The 4,050-nt window shown below is 65.7% G+C and carries 6 protein-coding genes and 1 pseudogene; 4 read left to right on the top strand and 3 right to left on the bottom strand.

The features are described from left to right. Positions 1 to 7 precede the first annotated feature (7 nt). On the top strand, positions 8 to 145 hold the full coding sequence (locus ACIQ6O_RS13875) for a hypothetical protein (RefSeq protein WP_396208378.1): 138 nt from the start codon (positions 8 to 10) through the stop codon (positions 143 to 145). Between the two features lie 229 nt (positions 146 to 374). After that, positions 375 to 818 carry a hypothetical protein gene (locus ACIQ6O_RS13870; RefSeq protein WP_396208377.1) on the top strand — a complete coding sequence of 148 codons (444 nt, stop codon included), beginning with the start codon at positions 375 to 377 and terminating at the stop codon, positions 816 to 818. Here the strand turns inward: ACIQ6O_RS13870 and ACIQ6O_RS13865 are convergent. The 3 genes from ACIQ6O_RS13865 to ACIQ6O_RS13855 form a co-directional block, all read right to left on the bottom strand. After that, positions 815 to 1,027: a hypothetical protein gene (locus tag ACIQ6O_RS13865; RefSeq protein ID WP_396208376.1), complete on the bottom strand. Its 213-nt coding sequence runs from the start codon at positions 1,025 to 1,027 to the stop codon at positions 815 to 817. The genes ACIQ6O_RS13870 and ACIQ6O_RS13865 overlap by 4 nt on opposite strands. Positions 1,028 to 1,225: 198 nt before the next feature. Next, entirely contained in the window at positions 1,226 to 1,633 is a 408-nt protein-coding gene (locus ACIQ6O_RS13860; RefSeq protein ID WP_396208375.1) for a hypothetical protein, read from the bottom strand. Then, positions 1,617 to 2,228: a nucleotidyltransferase domain-containing protein gene (locus tag ACIQ6O_RS13855; protein ID WP_396208374.1), complete on the bottom strand. Its 612-nt coding sequence runs from the start codon at positions 2,226 to 2,228 to the stop codon at positions 1,617 to 1,619. Before ACIQ6O_RS13855 ends, ACIQ6O_RS13860 begins: the two co-directional genes overlap by 17 nt. Before the next feature lie 142 nt (positions 2,229 to 2,370). Between ACIQ6O_RS13855 and ACIQ6O_RS13850 the strand changes: the two genes are divergently transcribed. Both ACIQ6O_RS13850 and ACIQ6O_RS13845 read left to right on the top strand, forming a co-directional pair. Beyond that, positions 2,371 to 3,369 carry a threonine/serine dehydratase gene (locus tag ACIQ6O_RS13850; protein WP_396208373.1) on the top strand — a complete coding sequence of 333 codons (999 nt, stop codon included), beginning with the start codon at positions 2,371 to 2,373 and terminating at the stop codon, positions 3,367 to 3,369. 214 nt (positions 3,370 to 3,583) lie between these two features. Next, positions 3,584 to 3,646: pseudogene (locus tag ACIQ6O_RS13845) on the top strand (SEC-C metal-binding domain-containing protein); the annotation flags it as partial. Positions 3,647 to 4,050 lie beyond the last annotated feature (404 nt).

Here is a 4,050-nt window from a genome sequence, read left to right as displayed (position 1 = left end):
AAGGGAACTGGGCGTAACGAGGGTCACCGCAACGAAGTATCTGAACCTCCTCGCAGAGCACGGGCTGCTGCGGAAGATTCGTGCGGGTCGGTCGAACTATTTCATCAACATCCGGCTGTTCAACATTCTTGCCCGCGAGATTTGACCGGTCATTTTGCGGCGAAGACGCGTACCGCCACTGCGGGGTGGCGGTGGAAGATCGCATACTGACGGGGTCGCCACCGTCGGGGCGCACGCCCCATGCTGTCCGGCATCCCCTCATGCGCGGCGATGATGGCGGGCGCAGCGTGCAGGACGTCTCGCACCTGCCTCATTCATCGAATCAACCGCCGCGACGGCCACCGACTGTTCACGTGGTCGCTGCAGGAGCCGCCATGAGATTCGTCCTATTGTCCGCGATACTGGCCTTCGGCTTGGTGCCCGTCACCCCGTGCCACGCACAGGAACCGCCGCCGGTCACCGCGCGCGCCGATTCGGCCGCCATGCGAACGGCCGCCGCGCTGCAAGCCGAGGAGGGGCGCAAGGATGGGACAGCGCTCGCGGCGAAACAGGGCGGGTGGTTCGGGCGCTCATACTTGGTGGGCCTCGTTGGTAACCTTCTCGGCGCCGCCATCATTCTGCCCCTCGCCTCGGAGAGCGAACCGCTGCCGCCCAGAGAAGAACGCCCGCGTATCGCGGCGCGCGGCGAGGCCTACGCCGAAGCGTTCGAGCAGGCGTACATCAGGGAGGTGCGGCGAAAGCGCGTGCGCACGTCGGCGGTCGGTGTGGCCCTGGGGACCGCCACGGTCTTCACGCTCTTCCTCGGCAGCTGGGACTAGGGCTTCGCGTGGTGCCCTCCGCGACGCCCCTCCCCCGCGTCGCCTCTAGGTGGCGTCTCATGTTCACAGACGTCCACGACCGGCTCATCGCTATCACCGGCGTCGGCCGCGAGGGCCACGTTGGCGAAACGGCAGCCAAGAACGAGGCGCTGAGTCTCATGCTCACCGTGGCGCTCGACGAGCCGCACGGCGTCCAACGTGGCCGACATGGGGGACCAGGTCGACTACGTGGAGCGGGAGAGCGTGGCGGATGTGGTGGCGTTTCTGGCGAGTCCGCTGGCGCGGAACGTGAGCGGGCAGGTGCTCGTGCTAGCCTGACGATTGGGTGTAGGCGGCGGGTTTAGGGGGAACTGCTTTCGCGGAGGCGCGGAGAAGTGCGGAGGGTGCGGAGCAGAACGTCTCGCTGGTCAGCGTCCCTCTAGCTCTTCCAGTACGCGGTTCGCTGCCCCGATGACTTCGGTAAGTAGGCGCTCATCGACATCGAGGAAGCCTTCGTACTCCCCGGCATTGCGAACCCGGTGTGCTTTGTCGAGTACACGCCATACATCTGGGCCGAGGCCGAGTGTATGTGGGAGTACCTGAAAGACGACATAGCGCTGCGACGATCGATAGCCACTGCGCCTAAGGGCCGCGAGGCACAGCGCGTGTGATGCGTTGTAGGCCAAATCGAACCGACTTTCCTTCGTCAGTTCTTCTCTTGCCGAATCAACCAGTCGCGCCCGCCCGGATGAAACGAGTCCTTGGTACTCTGCCTCATTCGTTGGTTCACGATGGATCGCGCCCGTCGAGGCCAGTTGCTCAAGCGCCGATGTCATGCCCGTCGCCAATGATCCACATTTTCGGGCTCTCCATCACCTTCGAGACGAACGCATTGCCGGCGCGTTGACGGTCCAGAAACTCCTGCTTCGTGTAGATCGTGGGATTGACGGGGCGCCCGAGGACCGTCGATGCGGGCTCAATAGCACCGAAGAGTTCCCCGTACGCGAGATTGTCGGCGAGGACGAGTACGTCGATATCGCTTCGGGCAGTGTCGGACTGGGCCGCCACAGAGCCGAAGACGAACGCGGCATCGATGTCGCGCGCATACTTCGAAAGCGCGTTGCGCAGCACATCAGTGACACCGACGGTTTTTCGTATGAGGCTGAGGAGCTCGTCGTAGACCGGACAGGCCGGGTTCGCCTGATACCGCGTCTGGTTCCCCACCCGAGCCAAGGTGATGATCCCCGCGCTGGTGAGCTTGGCCACTTCGCGATGAACGGCGCCGGTACCCACGTCGGCTAACTGAATGAGCTCCTTCAGGTAGAACGCACGGTGAGGACTGGCAAAGAGCACGCCGAGCACGCGCTGCTGCACCTTGGTGAAGAGGGCGTCGGCGATGCTGCCAACCGCGGGGGCCTTCAGTGATCCCATATTGGGAACTATAGTACCCAATATGGGTCCGTCAAGTGCCAACTCGCGGCCATTTCGGCCGCACGGAGACTCACTAATTAAGGAGACCGGCGTTCGCTTAATTAGCGGCGCTCGCTAATTACAGATTTTTCTTAAGACCCCCGTGACTGTTCCCACCGCCTCGTTCCCCACCCTCCCCGCCATCCGCGCCGCCCGTCATCGATTAGGTGAGCGCGTGGAAACCACGTCGGTTCGTCGGCTGCGCGACGATGCCGTGCAGGCGCGGCTCGCGCCGGGCACGGTGTTGTGGCTCAAGGAAGAGCTCTTCCAGCGCACGGGGAGCTTCAAGCCACGCGGGGCGCTCACGGTGATGCTGAGCCTCACCCCCGAACAGCGCGCGCGCGGAGTGACGGGCGTCTCCGCTGGCAACCATGCCATCTCGCTGGCCTACAGCGCACGCGAGCTGCACACCACGGCCAAGGTCGTGATGCCGCGCACGGCCAATCCGTTCCGCATCATGCTGTGCAAGGAGCTGGGCGCCGAGGTGATGCTAGTCGACACGGTGCACGAGGCGTTCGACACGGCGCGCGCGATCGAACGTGACGAGGGGCGCACCTTCGTACATCCCTACGAGGGGCCGCTCACCGCGCTCGGCACGGCCACCGTGGGGCTGGAATTCGTGGAGCAGGTGCGAGCCAACGGCGTGGAGCTCGACGCCGTGGTGGTGGCCGCCGGCGGCGGTGGCCTCCCGGGGGGCGTGGCGTGCGCGGTGAAGCTCCTCGCGCCGGATGCCAAGGTGTACGTGGTGGAACCGGAGGGCGCCGACACCATGCACCGCAGCTTCGCGGCCGGCACCCCGCAGAGCATCGACAAGGTGCGCACCATCGCCGACTCACTCGGCGCGCCGCGCTGCGAGCCGTATTCATTCGCGCTCAACCAGGCGTACGTGGACGACGTGGTGCTGGTGAGCGACGACCAGATCCGCGACGCGATGCGCCTGCTCTATCGCAGCGCGAAGCTCGTCACCGAACCCGCGGGCGCCGCGTCACTCGCGGCCGTACTGGGCCCACTGCGCGACCGCCTCGCGGGCCAGCAGGTGGGCGTGGTGGTGTGCGGCGGCAACGTGGACTCGGCGACGTTCGCGGCGCAGCTGTCGGAATAGCAGTCGGGGCCTCGTTTGGCGGCCAACTCGGCACGCGCTCACACGGAGATCGCCGAGGAGGGTGAGAACATGGAGAACGACACGGCCATGTTCAGATCGATCGCGGGCTCTAGGTCGCCGGGCAGTTCTTGTATTGTTTTTGTTGGACTCGGTGCCCTCACCAACCTCGGTGAGCTCCGTGTGCACGCGTTTCCCCGACCCTCTCCGCACCTCCCCCATGCGTAACGACCCCTGCCCTTGCGGCTCCGGCAAGAAATTCAAGAAGTGTCACGGCGCCGCGGTGCCACCCGAAGTGGCAGCGTTACCCAGCGACGCGCGCGCGGAGTGGCAGAAGGCCGAGGTGGTGCTGCAGCGGCAGAAGCGCGTGGGTCAGGAGATCCTCGACTGGGCCACGAAGAAGCTCGGCGTGGAGTGGACCGACGGCGCGCTCGACGCGTGGGGGCTGTCGCGCGAGGAAGACATCAGCGACCTCGAGGCCGACCTCTACACGGGATGGGTGCTCTTCTCGTACGTGCCCGGTAAGCTCGGCACGTGCATCGCCGCCGGGTGGCTCGACGACGCGGGGAAGCGCGCCAACGCCGACGATCAGGCGTTCGTGCGCGCGGGACTCACGGCGCGCATCGGTGTGTGGGAAGCGGAAACGGTGGAGGAAGGGGTAGGCGCGACCATCACCGACCGGCT

The sequence above is a fragment of the Gemmatimonas sp. genome (genome assembly GCF_044345575.1).
In the GTDB taxonomy this organism is placed as follows: Bacteria; Gemmatimonadota; Gemmatimonadetes; order Gemmatimonadales; family Gemmatimonadaceae; genus Gemmatimonas.
Note: the sequence above shows the minus strand (reverse complement) of the source record. Positions and strands in the feature narration are given on the sequence as shown.

Bases quoted from the DNA above. Each gene is read 5' to 3' on its own strand.
- ACIQ6O_RS13870 (WP_396208377.1), top strand. From the start codon at position 375: ATGAGATTCGTCCTATTGTCCGCGATACTGGCCTTCGGCTTGGTGCCC.
- ACIQ6O_RS13865 (WP_396208376.1), bottom strand. From the start codon at position 1,027: ATGTCGGCCACGTTGGACGCCGTGCGGCTCGTCGAGCGCCACGGTGAG.
- ACIQ6O_RS13860 (WP_396208375.1), bottom strand. From the start codon at position 1,633: ATGACATCGGCGCTTGAGCAACTGGCCTCGACGGGCGCGATCCATCGT.
- ACIQ6O_RS13855 (WP_396208374.1), bottom strand. From the start codon at position 2,228: ATGGGATCACTGAAGGCCCCCGCGGTTGGCAGCATCGCCGACGCCCTC.